This window comes from Parazoarcus communis SWub3 = DSM 12120, from assembly GCF_003226565.1.
Taxonomy (GTDB): Bacteria; Pseudomonadota; Gammaproteobacteria; order Burkholderiales; family Rhodocyclaceae; genus Parazoarcus; species Parazoarcus communis.
On sequence record NZ_QKOE01000001.1, the window covers coordinates 171189 to 188307 of the forward strand.

Sequence of the window (17119 nt, forward strand, 5' to 3'; positions counted from 1 at the left end):
TAGTGGAGCCGTCATCTTGACCGTACGGAGACTGTCATGATCAGCACCGACCACACCGGCAATCAGGTTGCCATCACCGTATTCGGCGAGTTCACGCTGGCCGATTACCGCGAGTTCGAGGAACTGGTCAATTACAAGATCAAGTTTGGCGGACAGGTCGATCTGCTGTTCGATCTGCGCGAGATGGCAGGATTCACGCTCGATCTCGCCTGGGAGGAGATCAAGTTCTCGCGCCAGCATGCACATGACTTCCGCCGCATCGCCATCCTGACCGAAGACCAATGGGTCACCTGGAGTGCGTGGGTGTCACAGCTGTTCGTCGATGCCGAAGTGCAGGTGTTCAGCCTCGAGGAAGACGCCCGCAACTGGCTCGGCACCGCTGCGGAGGCTGCCTAGTGAGTGCCTCGTATGCAAACCTGATCGGAGCGCGCGATCTGGCGCAGCGTCTGCATGATCCCGATTGGGTGATCGTCGATTGCCGTTTCGATCTCGCCAATCCGGATTTTGGCCGCGAAGCCTACGCACGTGCCCACATCCCAGGTGCATTCCACCTTGATCTGGACCAAGATCTCAGCGGCCCGAAAACCGGTCGGAACGGACGCCACCCACTGCCCGACCCGGCCGCACTGGCCGCCCGCCTTTCTGCCTGCGGAATCGGCAACCATACCCAGGTGATCACCTACGATGACGCGGGGGGCATGTTCGCCGCCCGCTTATGGTGGATGATGCGCTGGCTTGGGCACCACCGTGTTGCCGTGCTCGACGGCGGCCTGCAAGCCTGGGGGCGTGAAGCCCAGGCACTGACCGACCTCGTGCCGCAAGCCCGGCCCACCAGCTACACCTTGTGCCTGCAACCGTGCCGGGTGGACGCAGCCACCGTGCTGGCTCACCTTGGCCGACCAGACATGCTGATCGTTGATGCCCGCAGCCCCGACCGTTATCGTGGTGAAAATGAAACCCTGGATCCGGTCGGCGGGCATATTCCGGGGGCCATCAACCGCTTCTTCCGCGACAATCTCGACGCCAATGGCTGCTTCAAGCAGGCGTCGGTACTGCGTGAGGATTTCGGCACCCTGCTCGGCGGTCTGGATCCCCATCGCGTCGTCCATCAATGCGGCTCTGGCGTGACGGCCTGCCATAACCTGCTGGCAATGGAAGCCGCGGGCCTTTCCGGCTCCCGGCTCTACGCCGGGTCGTGGAGTGAATGGTGTGCCGACCCGCACCGACCCGTCGCCACCGGTCCAGGCTGAACACACCCGCCACCCAGCCTACCAATCCACCCGCTCGACCTCGCCCAGCGACCGTCCCAGAAAACGCTCGCCGATGGTCTGGAAGCGCAGCGGGACATCGGTGACCACATAACGATATCGGGCCGCGCCACCTGCCGTCTGAGCCAACCCCGAGGCCTGCAGGCTGGCCGCGGCCAGTTCGGCGGTGGTTACGGCGGAATCGATCAGACGCACCCCCGCTCCCGCCACCTCGCGCAGCAGAGGCTTGAGCAGCGGATAGTGGGTACAACCCAGCACCAGGCTGCCCACCTCCTCCGCCAGCACCGGCCGCAGGTATTCCTGCGCGGTCATCCGTGTCACCGGATGGTCCAGCCAGCCCTCCTCCACCAGCGGCACAAAAAGTGGACACGCCTGCGAGTAGACCCGCACGCCCGCATCGAGCGCATGCATTCGACGCGCGTAGGCATTGCTGTTGATCGTGGTCGGCGTACCGATCACCCCAATACGCCCACCGGGCGACTGCGCAACCGCCGCTGTCGCCCCAGCCTCGATGACGTCGATCACCGGAATATCGCCAGCACGCTCGGTTACCACCCTCGAGGCCACGGCCGCCATGGTGTTGCAGGCGACGATCAGCATCTTGACGTCCTGCTGCAGCAGGAAATCGGTGATCTGCGCGGTAAAATGCTCGATCGTGGCCACCGACTTGACCCCATAGGGCACCCGGGCGGTATCGCCAAAATAGACGATATCCTCCAGCGGTAAGCGCTCCATCAGCGCGCGCACCACAGTCAGACCGCCGACACCCGAATCGAACACCCCAATCGGGCGTGAAGCGCGCCGGCTCACCGCAGCGTGCCCGGACAACGTGCTTTCAGTCCCGGCACGATCATTCGAGCACGACGGCTGCAAACTTGCGTTTGCCCACCTGCAGCACCACCGTCTCACCTGCCCCCAGCATCAAGCTCTTGTCATCGACACGCTCGCCGTTGAGCCTGACCGCACCCTGCTCGATCATGCGCATGGCCTCCGACGTGGTGCCGGTGAGCCCCGCCTGCTTGACCACCTGAAACACCGCCATGCCCTCACCGACCGCGACCCGCACTTCGGGCAGATCGTCGGGAATCGCATTGCGCTGGAAGCGCGCCTCAAAATCGGCCAGTGCAGCCTCGGCTGCAGCCTGACCATGGAAACGGGCGACAAACTCCTGCGCCAGCATGACCTTGACATCGCGCGGATTGCGTCCGCCCTCCACCTCGGCACGCAGCGCGGCGATCTCCGCCGTCGAACGGAACGAGAGCAGGTCGAAGTAGCGCCACATCAGCGTATCGGACACCGACATCGTCTTGCCAAAGATCTCCTTGGCCGGCTCGGCAATACCAATATAGTTGCCGAGCGACTTCGACATTTTATTGACGCCGTCCAGGCCTTCCAGCAACGGCACCATGACCACACACTGAGGCGACTGCCCGTAATGCTTCTGCAGTTCGCGCCCCATCAGCAGGTTGAAACGCTGATCGGTCCCGCCCAGTTCGACATCGGCCTTCATCGCAACCGAGTCGTAACCCTGGCACAAGGGATAGAGGAACTCGTGGATCGCGATCGACTGGTTGTTGCTGTAGCGCTTGGAAAAATCCTCACGCTCGAGCATGCGGGCAACCGTCTGCTGCGCGGCCAGACGAATCATGCCAGCCGAACCCAGGCCTTCCATCCAGGTGGAATTGAAGCAGATCTCGGTCTTCTCGGGATCCAGGATCTTGAAGACCTGATCCTGGTAGGTCTTCGCATTTTCGAGGATCTGCTCGCGCGACAGCGGCGGCCGGGTGGCATTCTTGCCGCTCGGGTCACCGATCATGCCGGTGAAATCGCCGATCAGGAACATCACCTGGTGACCCAGATCCTGAAAATGGCGCAGCTTGTTGATCAGCACCGTATGCCCAAGATGGAGATCCGGCGCGGTGGGATCAAACCCCGCCTTGATCTTCAGCGGGCGTCCGCTCTTGAGTTTTTCGACCAGCTCGGCCTCGATCAGCAACTCGTCGGTTCCGCGCTTGATCAGCTCGATCGCGGACTTCACATCAGACATTACATTCCTCCACAAATTCTTTCACCGGCATGACAGCAATCTTTGCTAGACTCGCAAAAGTTTTTGCCCAGGGTCAGCCATGCAGGTCAGACAAACCCGAATTCTAGCCGAACTGCCGTCCTTACTCGTTAGCAGCAAGCGTCCGTGGCTCATCGCGGGTGTCGCGAGCCTCTCCCTTCTGGGGGTTGTTGCCGCAACAGCTGTCGTTCCCGAAGCCATGTCGGTCACACCGGCCTCTACGCAAAAAGTTGTCGAGCCATTGCAGATCTCCGCAGTCAGCGTTGCGCCGGAAGCCAATCTGCCCTTTGTGCACGACGACCGGATCCTTCCGGGCGACACCATCCAGAGCATCTTTTCGCGCCTCGGCATCGATGACGCCGAAGCCCTGAATTTCGTCCGCAGCACGCCGGAGGGCGCTCAGGCCATGCGCCAGTTGCGTGCCGGCCGGTCGGTCACCGCACTGGTCCATGCCGACGGCCGCCTCGCCTCCCTCAGCCTGCCCCTGTCGCAATCCGGCGGACGCTTCACCATGGAGCGCGACACCGAAGGCGAAGGCTTCCAGTTGCGGACCCAGGAAGCCATTACCGTCGACACAATCGTCGAAATGCGCACCGGCACCATCCGGCATTCGCTGTTCGGTGCAACAGACGCAGTCGGCCTGCCAGACAGCATCGCCACCCGTCTGGCTGATATTTTCGGCACCGAAATCGACTTCCACACCGATCTGCGAAAGGGCGACACCTTCAGCGTGGTGTATGAATCCACAATCGATGAGACCTCGATCATGCGCCCCGGTCGCATTCTTGCCGCGGAGTTCGTGAATCAGGGCAAACGCCATGTGGTCGTCCTTCATCGCGGCGCTGACGGCAAGGATCAGTATTACAGCGGGGACGGCCGCAGCCTGCGCCAGGCATTCCTGCGCTCGCCGCTGGAGTTTTCACGGGTTACCTCAGGCTTTGGCCGTCGCCTCCACCCCATTCACAAGAGTTGGCGCAACCACAACGGCGTTGACTACGCCGCCCCCACCGGTACGCCGGTCAAGGCCACTTCCGACGGCATCGTCAGTTTTGCTGGCGTTCAAGGCGGCTACGGCAATCTCGTTGTACTGCGCCATCGGGGCAAGCTCTCCACCGCCTACGCTCACCTGAATGGCTTCGCCCCCAAGCTTCGGCAAGGCGTATCGGTCAGCCAGGGGGACATTATCGGCTATGTAGGCTCGACCGGTTGGTCCACCGGCCCTCACCTGCACTACGAAGTCCGTATCGACAACGTTGCGCACGACCCAATGAAGATCGCCCTGCCAATGGTCGAAAGCCTGGAAGGCAAGGAGCTTGCCGCCTTCAAGCGCAGCGCCGACCCCCTGCTGCAGCGCCTGGCTTTGCTGAACTATCAGCCAACTTCGGTCGCGAGTCGCTGAAGAAATCTCCACTTGAGCCGGCAGTCCTGCTGATCACATGCAGGACTGCATAAAAAAGGGGCGCATCCGCGCCCCTTTTTACATCAACATCTGAAAACCGGTCAGGCCGAAAACGACGAGCCGCAGCCGCAGGTGCTGGTCGCGTTCGGATTGCGGATCACAAACTGCGAGCCTTCAAGGCCCTCGGTGTAGTCAATCTCGGCTCCCACCAGATACTGATAGCTCATCGGATCCACCAGCAAGGTCACGCCATTCTTCTCGAAGGCGGTGTCGTCGTCGTTCACTTCTTCGTCGAAGGTGAAACCGTACTGGAAACCCGAACAGCCACCACCGCTGACGAAAACCCGCAGCTTGAGTGCCGGATTGCCTTCCTCTTCGATCAACTCACGAACCTTGCCAGCCGCGCTGTCGGTAAATACCAGGATGTCGGGGGTTTCAACTGCTGCGTTCATGTCATCTCCTAAATCAGGCGCAGGGGCGCATCATGCGCCTTCCGCCCGTTCACGTCAAAATCAGATCGTCAAGCTTGCAACAAGTTCCAATCAGGGACTGACGGGCACAATATCCAGACCCTGCATCTCGTCAAACCCGAACATGATGTTCATGTTCTGCACAGCCTGACCCGCAGCACCCTTGACCAGGTTATCAATCACCGACAATACGACTACAGTATCACCCCCTTGAGGACGATGAACTGCAATCCGGCACATGTTGGATGCACGCACCGAGCGCGTCTCCGGATGACTGCCCGCAGGCATCACATCAACAAACGGCTCCCCGGCAAAGCGGGTTTCAAACAAGGCCTGCAGATCCACATCCTTGCTCAAGCGCCCATAGAGCGTGGCATGAATGCCGCGAATCATCGGCGTCAGATGCGGCACAAAGGTCAGACCGACAGCCTGATCACCCGCCATTCTTACCAGCCCCTGCCGAATCTCGGGCAGATGGCGGTGACCACCTACACCATAGGCCTTGAAACTGTCGGCCGCTTCGGCGAACAGGGTATGAACCTCTGCCTTGCGCCCCGCACCCGACACACCCGACTTGGCGTCGGCCACCAGACTGGACAACTCGACCACCCCAGCCTCAACCAAAGGCAGAAAACCCAGTTGTACCGCGGTCGGATAACAACCCGGGTTGGCCAGCACTCGTGCCGTGCGGATCTTGTCACGATTGACTTCAGGCAGACCATAAACCGCCTCTGCCACCAGATCAGGTGCAGCATGGCTCATGCCGTACCACTTCTCCCACTCCGCGATATCACGAATACGGAAATCTGCCGCCAGATCAATGACACGCACACCCGCCGCAACCAACTCGGCCGCCTGCTTCATTGCAATACCATTCGGCGTCGCAAAGAACACCACATCACACTGCTCGAGCGCAGCATCCTGCGGGGTAACGAATTTCAGATCCACGCGCCGGCGCAGGCTGGGAAACATGTCGGCAACCGGCATACCCGCTTCGCCTCGCGATGTGATCGCCGTCAGCTGAACACCCGGATGACGCGCGAGCAAACGCAAGAGCTCGACGCCGGTATATCCCGTACCACCTACCACACCCACCTTGATCATGTCCTCTCCTCGCCAAACCCGGCAACAGAAGTCAATTATCGCACCACCGCCCGCTCACCTACATCACCGAACGATGACATTGCGGATCATGCAGGACGCCATACCCCTGCGCCCAACCCGGTAATAAAAAAAGCCGCCCCTCGGGACGGCTTTTTCTGCTGCAGCCAGAAGCGCAAATTAACGCTTCGAGAACTGCTTGGCACGACGCGCCTTGCGCAGGCCGACTTTCTTACGCTCGACTTCACGTGCATCGCGAGTCACGAAGCCTGCGGTGCGCAGATCCGACTTGAGCTCTGCGCTGTAATCGATCAGCGCACGGGTAATACCGTGACGCACGGCGCCGGCCTGACCCGACTCACCGCCACCGACGACATTGACCATGATGTCGAAGCGACCTTCGTTACCCGTCAGCACCAGCGGCTGACGCACGATCATGCGGCCGGTTTCACGGGAGAAGAATTCGTCAACCGGCTTGCCGTTGACGACGATGTTGCCGGTACCCGGCTTGATGAACACACGGGCCACAGCGGTCTTGCGGCGACCGGTACCGTAGTTGTAAGTCACAGCCATTTATGGCTCCTTAGATCTCGAGAACTTTGGGCTGCTGGGCGGCATGCGGGTGCTCGGCACCTGCGTAGCACTTCAGCTTCTTCAGCATGGCGTAGCCCAGCGGACCCTTCGGCAGCATGCCCTTCACGGCCTTTTCCAGCACGCGCTCGGGGAAGCGTTGCTGCAGCTTGGTGAAGTTGGTCTCGTAGATACCGCCCGGGTAGCCGGAGTGGCGATAGTACTTCTTGTCTTGCGCCTTGTTACCCGTCACACGCAGTTTTTCGACGTTGACCACAACAATGTAGTCACCGGTATCAACGTGCGGCGTGTAGATGGTCTTGTGCTTGCCACGCAGGCGGCGGGCCACTTCGGAGGCAAGACGGCCAAGCACCTTGTCCGTGCCGTCGACAACGAACCAGTCGCGCTGTACTTCGTGCGGCTTGGCGGAAAACGTTTTCATTAGAAACCTCGATCTTGTCGGGCCTGGCGTGCCGGCCACCAAACGGAAAGCTCGCAATCTTATAGATTTAGCCACCTGTCTGTCAATGCATATCCACAAAAGAATCGCAATGACACCAACTGGGCAAGCGCATCAAAAAAAACGCAGCCCCTGAGAGGCTGCGTTAAATCCACACCAAAGGAGGAGGGTGGAGGAGACACCGATTTGGATCGGGGCTGCTACTGCAGCGCATCTGCGATCCGACTGAGACGGATTATTCCCCATCCTCCGGGCTAGCACAAGAACTTTTTGTGCATTGCACAATAAATATTCTAATTCATACATTAGACCTGCTTATCCTCAAAACACCTTTCGATGCGGCGGGTTCACCCAGGCAAACACGTCGATATATACGGATACCCAGCAGAGGCTTGTTCAATCCACCTCTCATCATGCTGCAAAGCAACATCCTGCACAGTCAAAGGCGTCACATCCGATAGCGTGCTTGGGTAGAATCGCAGCACGACGCACCAGTCGTGCGCAAGCAATCACCACGGAGAAACACAAGCATGGAATGCACCATCAAATGGGTCGATGGCATGACCTTCATGGCCGAGACAGGAACGGGGCATCTGCTGACGATGGACGGCGCCCCCGAAGCCGGCGGCCGGAATCTGGCACCCCGCCCGATGGAGTTGATGCTTGCCGGCGCAGGCGGCTGCACGGCATTTGATGTTGTACTGATCCTGAAGCGCAGCCGTCAGGACGTAAGCGACTGCTCGGTCAAACTGGAGGCCGAACGCGCCGAGACCGACCCCAAGGTCTTCACCCGCATCCGCTTTCACTACACGGTGACTGGACACAACCTGAAGCCGGAAACGGTCGAGCGGGCCATTCACCTGTCGGCAGAAAAATACTGTTCAGCATCCATCATGCTGGCAAAGACCGCCGAGATCACCCATGAATGGACGATCGTCGAAGCAGTGTGAGAGACGCGTGCGCCCCAAGCACGGGGCGCATCAGACGTACCCTCAAAGGTGATACGCCGTCCGGGTCATGACTTTGGAGACCAGCTTCATTGCTGCCTTGACCGGGGTTGGCAGCTCGCGACCACCCAGCTTCAGTGCGGTGTCCGCATGACTGATCTCATCGGCTTTCATCTGCTCGACGATTGCGCGTGACTTGCGGTCTTCGGCCGGCAGGCTATCCAGATGTCCGTGGAGATGAGCCTCCACCTGGCGCTCGGTTTCAGCCAGAAAGCCCAGATTCCAGCGGTCACCGAACTTGCCGGCCAGCATGCCGATGGCCAGCGAGCTGCCGTACCACAGCGGATTGAGCAGACTCTTGCGCCCGCCAAGTTCGGCAATGCGCTGCTCGGTCCAGGCCAGATGCTCGGTCTCCTCATGCGAAGCACGCTCCAGCGCCTTGCGGATGACCGGATCGGAGGACATCATCGCCTGCCCCTGGTACAAGGCCTGTGCACAGATCTCCCCACAGTGATTGATCCGCATCAAGGCCGCCGCATGGCGCTTCTGCGCGTCATCCAGTGGGGCGTCCGGTACGTCATCCCCGGGAATGGGCCGAATCGAACGTGCCGGCGCAAACACTGTCCGCAACGCACGGTCGAACTGGACAATGGCTTGATCGATCATGGACGTCGCCCCTGAACTGGATTGATGAAATCGAGCGCGCCATCAAGTCGGCGCAGAACCTCACGGCGGTCGCGCGGTGGCGCGGGTCCGTCGCAGAACACATCGCCAGCCAAGGCCGCCCGTGGCCGATTGTAGGAATTCTCCACGATCGGTGCCCAGGCACTGTTCTTCGACTCGGACCAGCTACCGTCCTTGCGACCACTGGCATAGATGCGGCGCTCGCGGGTTGCGCAACGGATGCCTTCATAGGTGACGCTCTCGGCCCCACTGGGTGAGCGAACCACGAGGACGTAGCGCACCACACCATCCGAATCGACCGTGAGCGTCTCCATGTCAATCAGGAACCGGTTCGGCGAAGCGCTGCTGACGAAGAAGGCACGCAGCCCCTTCTCGGCAGGTGCGGCGGGCAAGACGTACTCGCCCTCCTTCCATTCGGGATCCGCCTCTACCAGCAAGCCTGCCATGGCCGTTGCGCAACTGGCTGAACAGCTCAGTCCGACCGTCAGCCGTCGCAACAAAGAAAGATACGACACTCGATATTCCCTTGCATCAGTGCCCGCCCTCGCACCCGCTCATGCGGGTGGCGAGGCTTCGGGCCGGTAGGACTCCGGCAACTCGCAAGGCCGGGAGCGGAACAGCACCCTGGACAACTCCGTCAATGCCAGTTGATACACCTGCCGCTTGAACTCGATCACGGCATCGAGGGGTACCCAGTAGTGGCTCCAACGCCATGCGTCGAACTCCGGGTGGTTGCTGGCACGCAGACATACATCCGAGTCACGCCCGACCAGTCGTAGCAGAAACCAGATCTGTTTCTGTCCACGATAGGTGTTGCGCCATTCCCGCTTGATCCAGTGCTTGGGAACGTCATAGCGCAACCAGCCGCGTGTGCGGCCGAGGATCTTGACGTGCTCCGGGCGCAATCCGACCTCCTCGAACAATTCCCGATACATCGCCTGCTCCGGCGTCTCGCCGTGCTTGATGCCGCCTTGCGGAAACTGCCACGAGTGCTCACGGATACGCTTGCCCCAGAACACTTCATTTCGCGTATTGACAAGGATGATGCCGACGTTCGGGCGATAGCCTTCACGGTCGAGCATGATCAAACCTTCAAATTGTCTTGGTTGGGATGGATTTTTTCACACTTGCCGGGACTTTGAAAGCAGCCACGGTTTCGGGGTTCCTGAGTGCGCCCTGCGCGCAGAACCTGCCTTGCTGCAGGTGCGTAAGCTAGAATCGCGAAATTCGCCAACACACACCCACTTCACACTCATGCGCGCCAGCCAGTTTCACCTGTTCACCCTGAAGGAAGCCCCCTCCGACGCCGAAGTCGTCAGCCAGAAGCTGATGCTGCGTGCAGGCATGATCCGCAAGGTTGCTGCAGGCATCTACAACTACATGCCAATGGGCCTGCGCTCGATCCGCAAGGTCGAAGCCATCATTCGCGACGAACTCGACCGTGCAGGCGCGATGGAGCTGACCATGCCGCTGGTCCAGCCCGCCGAGCTGTGGCAGGAGACGGGGCGCTGGGACAAGATGGGCCCCGAGATGCTGCGCATCAAGGATCGCCACGACCGCGACTTTGCACTGCAGCCGACGTCGGAGGAAGTCGTCACCGACATCGCCCGCCAGGAGCTGAAGAGCTATCGTCAGCTGCCCAAGAACTTCTACCAGATCCAGACCAAATTCCGTGACGAACGCCGCCCACGTTTCGGCGTGATGCGGGGGCGCGAATTCCTGATGAAGGACGGCTACTCCTTCGACCGCGACGTCGACGCCGCCGGGCGCAGCTACGATGCCATGTACGCCGCCTATGGCCGGATCTTCGACCGTATTGGTCTCGAGTACCGCGCTGTTGCCGCGGACACGGGTGCCATTGGCGGTGATCGCTCACACGAATTCCAGGTGATCGCCGAAACGGGCGAGGACGCCATCGTTTACTGCCCGGACTCCGACTACGCAGCCAACATCGAACTGGCCGAGGCGCTTGCCCTGTTGCCCGGGCGTTCAGCGGCCACCACTGCACTGGTCAAGACCCCGACCCCGGGCAAGTCCACCTGCGGCGAGGTGGCCGAGTTGCTGTCGGTACCACTGCAGACGACGGTCAAATCGCTGGTACTGGCCAGCGACGAGACCGATGAGGACGGCAAGATCATCAAGAGTACGGTATGGCTGCTGCTGGTGCGCGGCGACCATGAACTCAACGAAGTCAAGACTGGCAAGATCGACGGCCTGAAAGCCGGATTCCGCTTCGCCACCGAAGCCGAAATCATCGAGCACTTCGGCTGCAAGCCGGGCTATCTCGGTCCGATCGGCCTGAAAAAACCGGTTCGCATCATCGCTGACCGTACCGTTGCCAACATGGCTGATTTCATCTGCGGTGCCAACGACGAAGGCTTCCACTACACCGGCGCCAACTGGGGACGCGACCTTCCCGAGCCTGATGTCGTTGCCGATATCCGCAATGTGGTCGAGGGCGATCCGTCGCCCGACGGCAGGGGCGTACTCGCCATCCAGCGCGGCATCGAGGTCGGCCACGTGTTCTACCTTGGCACCAAGTACTCGCAGGCGATGAACGCCACGTTCCTCGATGTCGATGGCAAACCCAAGCACTTCGAAATGGGCTGCTACGGCATCGGCGTCACCCGCATCCTGGGAGCGGCCATCGAACAGAACCACGACGAACGCGGCATCATCTGGCCGGCAGCCATCGCACCGTTCGAAGTCGTGATCTGCGGTGTAGGCTGGGGCAAGTCGGAGGCAGTACGCGACGAAGCCAACCGGCTTTACGACACCCTGGTGAAAGCAGGCATCGATGTCATCCTCGACGATCGCGACGAACGCCCGGGCGTCATGTTCGCCGACTGGGAGCTGATCGGTGTGCCCCACCGCATCACCATTGGTGATCGCGGTCTCAAGGAAGGCATCATCGAGTATCAGGCCCGTCGCGACGGCGAGCAGATCAAGCTCAGCACCGTCGATGCCGCGAGCTTCGTCGCCTCGCGTCTGCGCGGCTGAACCATGCGTTACGCGCTGTCCGTCCTGCTCAAGCGCGCCTTTGTACAAGGCGCGCTTGCCGCCGCACTCGCCGCCTCAACCAGCCAGGCACTGGCGGGTGCGCAGCAGTATGAACCGCTGGCCGCCAGCGTGCGTGCAGCGCTGCATCAGGCGGTCAGCGACGCGGCCGCGCCTATTCTGCCAATCCAGGACGCGGGCGAGCGGGCGCAATGGCTGGCAGAAATGTCGCGGCGCCTGGAGCGGCGCATTCCGGATGCCGCATACCGCACCGAACTGCTCACCTCGATTCATTACGAAGCGACGCGCGCCGGGCTGGACCCGCAACTGGTCCTCGGCCTGATCCAGGTCGAGAGCAATTTCCGCAAATACGCCATCTCGTCCGCGGGCGCGCGCGGCTACATGCAGGTGATGCCGTTCTGGATCAAGGTCATCGGCCGCGAAGACGACAACCTGTTCCACCTGCGCACCAACCTGCGCTACGGCTGTACCATCCTGCGCCACTATCTGGATATCGAGAAAGGTGACCTGTTCCGCGCACTGGGTCGCTACAACGGCAGCCTGGGCAAGGCCGAATACCCCAACCTGGTCAGGAACGCCTGGGAGCGGCACTGGAGCTGGTCGGCTGCCCGACTCGCCGCCAATACCGACGAGGCGAGCGCCAAGCCCAACTGAACCCACCACCGGGCGCCAGACCACGGAGGGCGCGCCGGGCCGCGATCACGGCATCGGTGGCAGGCCCTGTCCGGGGATCAGCCGCCCGCCACCGTGCGGTCGATCCCGGACACACTGGCCCAACGGCGGTCTAGGCGGAAACCGCAGCCAGTTGACGCGGCTCGGCAGGTCGCTTGTCCTCAGTCGTAGAGCGTGTCTTTTCCGCGGCAGACAAGGGCTGTACGTCTCCCGACACTTCGCCTCCCTCCTCGATCAGAATCCGGCCATAGCGGATCTTGCCACTGACCCGCCCGCTGGAATGAATGATGAGTTGCTGCCGGGCGGTCAGCTCACCTTCGAAACTACCGCGAATCTCCGCAACATCAATACCCACCTTGCCATGAAAGGCACCGGCTTCGGCAATCCGGATCACCCGGCTGTCCATCGTCGCCTCGACCCGCCCTTCGACGACCAGGGTGTCGCAATCCAGGATCTCCGCCCCCTTGAGTTTGACATCCGGACCGACAATGAGCCGACTCGGACGCCCCTCATCCATGCCTGTCGTCGGTGTTGCCGCCCCCCCTTTCCCGGCAACGGATTCTCCACGGGCCATGTCGTGACCAGGCGACAGCACCGCTGCGGACTCCGCCATCGCGCCAGCCGGAACTGAAGGCGCCTGGACAGCAGGCTTTACAGGGCTGCGACCCACAACCGGATCGGGCGCCTTGGAAAACGGACTGGACTTGTTGAACATGCTTTCTCCTCGCAAGTGATGACCCTCCGGACGGAGGCAAACCATTCTTGCAAAGCGCATGCCAACAGTTTAAAACCATTTAAAATCAAAACACTGGCACACTTCCTCCAAAAACAATCGCATGATCCGGATCACGATGCGGGTACATTCGTCGCCTGATGACGACATGCATCACGGCCGATCGCAGCAAAGCATTGCTTCAAATACAATTTCATTTGTCGTGCCCCGGCAACACCCGCCTGATCGAAACATCGGCTTGCACTTGCTTACCTGTCCGTCTGACACCGCCGCCTAAACTGCCTGGATCACCAGATAAAACCCTTCAACCGCGGGCCCAACTCATGCGTATCGATTCTGACGCCGCAGCCCTGACGGTCCATACGGCCTTGCCACGCCGTCACACACCGTCATCCGCGCAACACGGCATCCTGACGCGTAACGAAGCGATGCTGACTTTGCTCGACCAGGCGAGACTCGTCGCACGCAGTGAAGCCAGCATACTGGTCCAGGGCGAAAGCGGGACAGGCAAGGAGTTGTTGGCGCGGTTCATCCACCAGCAGAGCGAACGCGCACGCGCCCCGTTCATCGCCCTGAACTGCAGCGCCATACCCGAAGGTCTGCTGGAATCCGAACTTTTCGGCCATGTCCGCGGTGCATTCAGCGGCGCAACCGGAAGCCATCCGGGGCTGTTTGCTGCCGCAGAGGGAGGCACCCTGTTTCTCGACGAGATCGGTGACATGCCGGTCAGCCTGCAGGCCAAGCTGTTGCGCGTGCTGCAGGAGCGCACGGTACGCGCAGTGGGCACGAGCCATCACCGCCCGATCGATGTCCGGGTCATCTCGGCGACGCACCGCAATCTGGAGCAGGAGCGCGCCTGCGGACGCTTCCGAGAAGATCTGTACTACCGTATCAAGGTGGTAAGCCTCGAGTTGCCTCCGTTGCGCGAGCGCACTGAAGACATTCCGCTGCTGGCCGAACATTTCGTCAAACAGATCGCACAGCGCGACGGCAAGCCGCTGAGCGGCTTATCCGCAGCCGCACTGACCGCACTGTGCCAGGCCGACTGGCCAGGCAACGTCCGCCAGTTGCAGAACGTGATTGAACACGCCTGCGCGCTCAGCCGAGGCGGCGTGATCTCATGCGTCGGACTCGGGGCCCGCAAGGACGAGACCTCATGCCCCTTGCCCAACTTCACCGAGGCCAGGATCCGTTTCGAGCACGACTATCTGGTGAGGCTGCTCAAGTTGACTGCCGGTCGCGTTTCCGATGCCGCCCGTATCGCCGCGCGCAACCGCACCGAGTTCTACCGTCTGCTGCAACGCCACCAACTCGACCCCGCACGCTTTCGCACAGGGTCGGACCCTCGCGCCTGAAACCCATGGATCTCCGGCGGAAACTCCAGGCCGGGAGTCAGGCCGTGCCGCCGACAGTCAGGCCGTCGATCCGCAATGTCGGCTGACCGACCCCGACCGGAACACTCTGCCCATCCTTGCCACAGGTCCCGACGCCGGGATCCAGCGCCATGTCGTTGCCGATCATGCTCACCCGGGTCAGTACATCAGGGCCATTGCCGATCAACGTCGCCCCCTTGACCGGACGGGTGACCTTTCCGTTCTCGATCAGGTAAGCCTCAGCGGTGGAGAACACGAACTTGCCGGATGTGATGTCGACCTGACCACCGCCAAAATTGACCGCATACAAGCCCTTCTTGACCGACTTGATGATCTCGGCCGGATCGCGGTCGCCGTTCAGCATGTAGGTGTTAGTCATGCGCGGCATCGGCAGATGCGCGTAGGACTCGCGCCGCCCGTTGCCGGTGGGCGCCACCCCCATCAGGCGCGCATTCATGATGTCCTGCATGTAGCCGGTCAGGATACCGTCTTCAATCAACACGGTACGCTCGGTCGGGTTACCCTCGTCATCGATGGACAGGGATCCGCGGCGATCCGGCAGCGTGCCATCGTCAACCACGGTCACGCCCTTGGCCGCCACCTGCTGACCAATCCGGTCGGAAAACGCGGAACTGCCCTTTCGATTGAAATCGCCCTCCAGGCCGTGCCCGATCGCCTCGTGCAACAGGATGCCCGGCCAGCCCGGTCCAAGCACCACCGGCATGGTTCCAGCCGGTGCCGGCCCCGCTTCAAGATTGACACTGGCCTGATGGACCGCGGCACGGGCATAGTCGCGCAGACGCTCGTCACTGAAATAGGTGTAGTCGTAGCGTCCACCGCCACCCGCACTACCCTGCTCACGGCGATCGCCATCCTCCATGATCACCGTCACCGACACGCGGACCAGCGGGCGCACATCGGCCGCCATATGCCCGTCGTTGCGCGCAACCAGCACGACCTCCCACGACCCGGCGATATGCGCCATGACCTGAGTGACGCGCGCATCCTCGGCGCGGGCAAAGCCCTCGAGACGCTCCAGCAGTTTCACCTTGGCGGTATCGTCGAGCGAGGCCAGCGGGTCATCCGCGCGGTACAGGCGATTGCGTACCTTGTGCGGCGTGATGGCCACCGAACGCCGCTCGCCGGCGTCGGCAATCGCCCGAGTGGCCGTCGCCGCACCCACCAAGGCATCAAGGGAGATATCGTCAGAGTAGGCAAAGGCGGTCTTCTCGCCGCTGATGGCGCGCACGCCCACACCTTGCTCGATGTCGAAACTGCCAGACTTGACGATCCCTTCCTCCAGACTCCAGCCCTCGGAACGCTGATACTGGAAATAAAGGTCGGCATAGTCGATCTGGTGCCGCATCAACTTGCGGAACACCTTCTCGAGTTCAGCGTCTCCCAGCCCATAGGGCGAAAGCAGCAATCGATCGGCAACCTTCAGCGCATTCTTGCTCATGTTCTTTCCTGTCAGGGCGCCTGCACGTTGCGCGCACAAACGCCGGTTCGGTCCTGTAGACCCTGTATATGCCTATAGACAGCGATGACGCAAGGCCGGCAGGCTCTCGCGCACATTGCGGATCCTGTCGATGTCCATTTCCGCCAGCACCACGCCGGGCCCACTCTCCAGCACCGCAACCACCTCGCCCCAGGGATCGATGATCATGCTGTGTCCCCAGGTCACCCGCCCGCCGGGATGTTGCCCCCCCTGTGCCGGGGCCATCACATAACATTGATTCTCGATCGCCCGCGCGCGCAGCAGGACCTCCCAATGCGCCTTACCCGTGGTGTAAGTGAACGCAGCGGGCAGGATGATCAGATTGACCGCCCCCATTGCACGGAATAGCTCCGGGAAGCGAAGGTCGTAACATACGGACAGCCCGACCCGCCCCATCGGCGCATCGAAGCCCGTCACCTGCGCACCCGGCTCGATCGATGCGGCTTCGTCATAGCGTTCGGCACCACGACTGAAGCCGAATAGATGAATCTTGTCGTAACGTGCCACGCACCTGCCAGTATCATCGAACACCAGCGTACTGTTGCGTACCTTGTCGTCCGCCTGCGCCACCAACGGCAAGGTACCACCGACCAGCCACACGCCATGACGAAGTGCCGCCTCGCGGAGAAAACCCTGTATCGGACCCCGTCCCTCGGCTTCGCGGATACGTACCTTGGCAGACTCGTCAGGGGAGATCAGCGGAAAGTACTCCGGCAACGCAATCAGGCTGGCACCCTCGCCAGCCGCCTGAGCGATCAAATCTGCTGCGACCGCGAGATTCTCCTCGACCTCGGGACCGGATACCGTCTGTATTGCAGCAATCCTGAACTTGCCCGCACTCGCCTCGGTCATCGTGCTGCA

At 61.3% G+C, this 17119-nt stretch carries 18 protein-coding genes and 1 pseudogene; 7 read left to right on the forward strand and 12 right to left on the reverse strand.

Annotation, left to right across the window (positions count from 1 at the left end; genetic code table 11):
• The first annotated feature begins 36 nt into the window (after positions 1 to 36).
• Together DNK49_RS00770 and DNK49_RS00775 are read left to right on the forward strand one after the other, a co-directional pair.
• Positions 37 to 396: a SpoIIAA family protein gene (locus DNK49_RS00770; protein ID WP_110522411.1), complete on the forward strand. Its 360-nt coding sequence runs from the start codon at positions 37 to 39 to the stop codon at positions 394 to 396.
• On the forward strand, positions 396 to 1250 hold the full coding sequence (locus tag DNK49_RS00775; protein ID WP_110522412.1) for a sulfurtransferase: 855 nt from the start codon (positions 396 to 398) through the stop codon (positions 1248 to 1250). The genes DNK49_RS00770 and DNK49_RS00775 overlap by 1 nt, the downstream gene beginning before the upstream one ends.
• A gap of 18 nt (positions 1251 to 1268) precedes the next feature.
• Here the strand turns inward: DNK49_RS00775 and murI are convergent, their stop codons facing one another.
• Positions 1269 to 2096: a glutamate racemase gene (gene murI / locus DNK49_RS00780; RefSeq protein ID WP_211170829.1), complete on the reverse strand. Its 828-nt coding sequence runs from the start codon at positions 2094 to 2096 to the stop codon at positions 1269 to 1271.
• Between the two features lie 22 nt (positions 2097 to 2118).
• Positions 2119 to 3315: a tyrosine--tRNA ligase gene (tyrS, locus tag DNK49_RS00785; protein ID WP_110522413.1), complete on the reverse strand. Its 1197-nt coding sequence runs from the start codon at positions 3313 to 3315 to the stop codon at positions 2119 to 2121.
• 259 nt (positions 3316 to 3574) lie between these two features.
• On the opposite strand from tyrS, the gene DNK49_RS00790 reads away from it, so the two are divergent.
• The gene (locus DNK49_RS00790) at positions 3575 to 4732 is read left to right on the forward strand and encodes a M23 family metallopeptidase (RefSeq protein WP_424444901.1); all 1158 of its coding nucleotides are present in this window, start codon (positions 3575 to 3577) and stop codon (positions 4730 to 4732) included.
• Positions 4733 to 4833: 101 nt separating this feature from the next.
• On the opposite strand, the gene erpA is transcribed toward DNK49_RS00790, so the two are convergent.
• The 4 genes from erpA to rplM form a co-directional block, all read right to left on the reverse strand.
• On the reverse strand, positions 4834 to 5184 hold the full coding sequence (gene erpA / locus DNK49_RS00795; RefSeq protein WP_110522415.1) for an iron-sulfur cluster insertion protein ErpA: 351 nt from the start codon (positions 5182 to 5184) through the stop codon (positions 4834 to 4836).
• A 90-nt stretch (positions 5185 to 5274) separates the two neighbouring features.
• The gene (argC, locus tag DNK49_RS00800) at positions 5275 to 6306 is read right to left on the reverse strand and encodes an N-acetyl-gamma-glutamyl-phosphate reductase (protein WP_110522416.1); all 1032 of its coding nucleotides are present in this window, start codon (positions 6304 to 6306) and stop codon (positions 5275 to 5277) included.
• A 177-nt stretch (positions 6307 to 6483) separates the two neighbouring features.
• On the reverse strand, positions 6484 to 6876 hold the full coding sequence (gene rpsI / locus DNK49_RS00805) for a 30S ribosomal protein S9 (RefSeq protein ID WP_110522417.1): 393 nt from the start codon (positions 6874 to 6876) through the stop codon (positions 6484 to 6486).
• A gap of 10 nt (positions 6877 to 6886) precedes the next feature.
• Positions 6887 to 7315: a 50S ribosomal protein L13 gene (rplM, locus tag DNK49_RS00810; protein WP_110522418.1), complete on the reverse strand. Its 429-nt coding sequence runs from the start codon at positions 7313 to 7315 to the stop codon at positions 6887 to 6889.
• A 548-nt stretch (positions 7316 to 7863) separates the two neighbouring features.
• On the opposite strand from rplM, the gene DNK49_RS00815 reads away from it, so the two are divergent.
• On the forward strand, positions 7864 to 8283 hold the full coding sequence (locus DNK49_RS00815) for an OsmC family protein (RefSeq protein WP_110522419.1): 420 nt from the start codon (positions 7864 to 7866) through the stop codon (positions 8281 to 8283).
• Positions 8284 to 8325: 42 nt separating this feature from the next.
• Here the strand turns inward: DNK49_RS00815 and coq7 are convergent, their stop codons facing one another.
• The 3 genes from coq7 to DNK49_RS00830 all read right to left on the reverse strand — a co-directional run bounded on the left by coq7 (position 8326) and on the right by DNK49_RS00830 (position 10046).
• On the reverse strand, positions 8326 to 8946 hold the full coding sequence (gene coq7, locus DNK49_RS00820; RefSeq protein ID WP_110522420.1) for a 2-polyprenyl-3-methyl-6-methoxy-1,4-benzoquinone monooxygenase: 621 nt from the start codon (positions 8944 to 8946) through the stop codon (positions 8326 to 8328).
• Complete coding sequence (locus DNK49_RS00825; RefSeq protein ID WP_110522421.1) at positions 8943 to 9410, reverse strand: CNP1-like family protein; 468 nt, start codon at positions 9408 to 9410, stop codon at positions 8943 to 8945. Before DNK49_RS00825 ends, coq7 begins: the two co-directional genes overlap by 4 nt.
• Positions 9411 to 9518: 108 nt before the next feature.
• Complete coding sequence (locus tag DNK49_RS00830; RefSeq protein WP_110522422.1) at positions 9519 to 10046, reverse strand: RNA pyrophosphohydrolase; 528 nt, start codon at positions 10044 to 10046, stop codon at positions 9519 to 9521.
• Between the two features lie 172 nt (positions 10047 to 10218).
• Between DNK49_RS00830 and DNK49_RS00835 the strand changes: the two genes are divergently transcribed.
• Both DNK49_RS00835 and DNK49_RS00840 read left to right on the forward strand, forming a co-directional pair.
• Positions 10219 to 11964 (forward strand): proline--tRNA ligase, encoded by a 1746-nt coding sequence (locus DNK49_RS00835; protein ID WP_110522423.1) that lies wholly within the window; start codon positions 10219 to 10221, stop codon positions 11962 to 11964.
• Positions 11965 to 11967: 3 nt separating this feature from the next.
• Positions 11968 to 12636 (forward strand): lytic transglycosylase domain-containing protein, encoded by a 669-nt coding sequence (locus tag DNK49_RS00840; protein WP_110522424.1) that lies wholly within the window; start codon positions 11968 to 11970, stop codon positions 12634 to 12636.
• 130 nt (positions 12637 to 12766) lie between these two features.
• Here the strand turns inward: DNK49_RS00840 and DNK49_RS00845 are convergent, their stop codons facing one another.
• Positions 12767 to 13369, reverse strand: a complete 603-nt coding sequence (locus tag DNK49_RS00845; protein ID WP_110522425.1) for a bactofilin family protein — start codon at positions 13367 to 13369, stop codon at positions 12767 to 12769.
• 446 nt (positions 13370 to 13815) lie between these two features.
• Here DNK49_RS00845 and DNK49_RS00850 point away from each other — a divergent pair.
• A pseudogene (locus DNK49_RS00850) lies at positions 13816 to 14742 on the forward strand (sigma-54 interaction domain-containing protein); the annotation flags it as partial.
• Positions 14743 to 14779: 37 nt separating this feature from the next.
• On the opposite strand, the gene tldD reads toward DNK49_RS00850, so the two are convergent.
• Both tldD and DNK49_RS00860 read right to left on the reverse strand, forming a co-directional pair.
• The gene (gene tldD / locus DNK49_RS00855; RefSeq protein WP_110522427.1) at positions 14780 to 16219 is read right to left on the reverse strand and encodes a metalloprotease TldD; all 1440 of its coding nucleotides are present in this window, start codon (positions 16217 to 16219) and stop codon (positions 14780 to 14782) included.
• A gap of 72 nt (positions 16220 to 16291) precedes the next feature.
• Positions 16292 to 17110: a carbon-nitrogen hydrolase family protein gene (locus DNK49_RS00860; RefSeq protein ID WP_110522428.1), complete on the reverse strand. Its 819-nt coding sequence runs from the start codon at positions 17108 to 17110 to the stop codon at positions 16292 to 16294.
• Between the last annotated feature and the right edge of the window lie 9 nt (positions 17111 to 17119).